The sequence below is a fragment of the Ancylomarina sp. genome, assembly GCF_041555295.1.
Taxonomy (GTDB): Bacteria; Bacteroidota; Bacteroidia; order Bacteroidales; family Marinifilaceae; genus Ancylomarina.
On record NZ_JBFFKR010000373.1, the window covers coordinates 1 to 2,748 of the forward strand.

Annotated in this window: 2 protein-coding genes; both read right to left on the reverse strand. The window is 37.2% G+C overall.

What is annotated here, in order from left to right; all coding sequences use genetic code 11:
• Positions 1–247 precede the first annotated feature (247 nt).
• Entirely contained in the window at positions 248–901 is a 654-nt protein-coding gene (locus ABY905_RS16090) for a carbohydrate-binding family 9-like protein (protein ID WP_372645713.1), read from the reverse strand.
• 88 nt (positions 902–989) lie between these two features.
• On the reverse strand, positions 990–2,748 hold a 1,759-nt coding region (locus ABY905_RS16095), incomplete at its 5' end, for a glucosamine-6-phosphate isomerase (protein ID WP_372645715.1).

Genomic DNA, 2,748 nt, shown 5'->3' on the forward strand with positions numbered 1-2,748 from the left:
CATTAGGAAATATTACTCCTGATTCGTTACTTGAATCAACTCAAGGGCTTTCAATAGTGTATGATTTATTAATGAAGCTTGAGCAAAACTCAATATCATAACACAATTTGGTATTTCATTAAACCTTTTTTGTTTTTAAGTTTGTTGAAATAGATCTAAATAAAATATCTATTTGTGAAAAGCCTCAATTTACCAATAAACGTAAATTGAGGCTTGTTTCTGTAAAAATTAATCGCTTTTTCGTTAATTAATAATCCAATTTAACCTGAAATTTTAGAGACCCAAATGAAGATGGGATATGAAAATCGGGCTTGGTTGATTCTGGATTCACCCAAGAAATCCATTTCAATTTTGCTTCTGGATCAGGGAGTTTCATACAATAACCACGGTATAGCCCCGCTTGTAAAATATTATCTTTTAATAATCCTAATTCCATTAATGAAGATAAAGTGATTTTTCCTTCGACCACATAACCTTGGCTATTCTCCCTTGCTTTTACTAAGAGGCTATCAGATCCTGGCCACTGCCACTCGTAATCAAAATCACGGTAATATCGAGTTACATAGTCTAATACTCTCCCACGTGCATCCATCTCTAGACAATAATAAGGATTCAATTTTTCATCTTGTCTAAAAAAGATCTCAACACGATCAGAATCGACCACTTCCATTTTATGATCATCCTTTACATATGTTAAAACATTATCGTCCTCGACATCGAACCTGAAATAAAAATAATCCTTATCGTACAAGGCTCTAAAGCTAGTTCTAGGTGGCGTTTCATCCTCCCATGGGAATGAAAAATCATCCGTAACATTAGCATTATCCCATATAGGATTCATTGTATTTCCATCAAGAGTCAGTTGATTGGATGCGATTTGTTTTACGCTATATGTTCTCATGAAAATTGTATTTGGAGTTATATGTAAAAGTAAAAAAAGGGTTGAAAGAATAAAATCCTCCAACCCTATTCCATTTTAGAGTGTGGATCTAAAACGGATTCTCTTCAACTGCTTTTTCCAAGTCTTGAGCCATAGCTACAAACTCGTCAGCGGACATTTCTTTCATATATAATAGTCCGTGTGTCGCACGAACCAAAGGATGATTATTCTCGTAGAAGAAGTTCTTACCCAATAACATCTGAATTTGTTTCAACTGATCGACCCAAACCTTCTGAGTCAGTTCATTAAATTTCCCGTCGTATTCGTAACTTGGGAAAGAAGCATTAACCTGACTCATATACGATTCCGTAAATGAATTCTCAAGAACATCTAAAGCATTCAATGAAACCGGGACAATGGTATCAGCTTCAGCAGGATGATATTTAAACCAAACATTTCTATAACCGATGATTCTTAAGTTCGAAAGATCTTCTTCTTCTTTCCACTCTTTAACAGCTCCTGCAATGGCTTGTAGTACCTTATAGTGAGTATCGGGTCCAGACCCCTCAGGATCCATCGCCAAACTAATAGTCGTTGGCTTATGCTTTCTAAATTCTTCAAGAACAGGAAGCATATCACGATTCTTTTCTGGGCTTTCAGTAAACACATCTCCCTTATAGAATCCCAATCGTAAATGGTGAACATTCTTAACAGGCGTTCCAAAATGCGCCCAAACCAGCTCTTCTTCGAACTCACGAATCATACCCTTCATCTTCTGAACTTCAGGAGAATTTTTCCCTCCATCGTAACACGATTCAAGATCGAGAATAATACTTTCAATAGTCACATCAAGGTTTTCCTTATTAGTAACTTTCCAAGTGTCAACAATAGCTCTAACTAGACGGTGACACAAACCTCTTCGTTTACCATTTGCATTTCGGGCTGCAACCGAATTCAAAAAGTGATAAACATCCTTATCCCACTTCTTATTGTATCCAACTTCGAAAAAGTCAGGATAATTCAGCATTTCTATCTTGCCATTTGCAATGAAACCTTGACATTCCTTTAAAACATCAATTACAAAACGATTGGTTACTGCTGTAAAACCAGAAGTCAGAACCGAGAAGTGAATATCGTTACTTGCCGAACGCATTTGACGATTCGTGAATGGCATAATACCCAACATGATATCGTCATGGTGAGGTCCTGTATGATAAACCGTTTCATTCTCATCAGGCTTCATACCCTTATCAAGTTTTCCTTTAATCGAATCGATCACAGATTGAACTGTTCCTTCATTAAGATTAGGAATTAGGCTGGTGTATGGATCTGCTTTTAAATCTTCTAGAGTTAGATGATGACCATATGTGTTCGATTTATTACAAAGATCGATAACAGACTTCTCAGTCTTGGTATGGGACCAATCACCTGAATTGTAATAACGGTTTACACTGTCAGTTAGTTTGCAAGCCGCTCCAGTAGTTAAATAAAAACGACTGTTCTTCTGGCGTTGTAATACAGTTGCCGGATAAATAGCATCGGGTTCGCTTTCCAGGGATCCTTTTACAATATTAGCCTTAGCCTCGCCTGCTGCAAAGATAATCGATACAGCATCTGGGTTATGAGTAATTGTATCCAACCCAATTGTGATAACCAAACGATTTCTTGAAACTTCGATACCTCCTAGGTCACCAGCAGCAACTGCTTGAGTTTCGAAATTCGTTTTGGTTAATCGAGTTGTTGAGTAATGGTCAGAACCACGAGTATTAAAGGCAATGTGACCATCAGGTCCAATACCACCTAAGAAGAATCCGATACCACCTTTTTCGCGTATTTGCTGCTCATAACCAGTACACCAATTATCGATC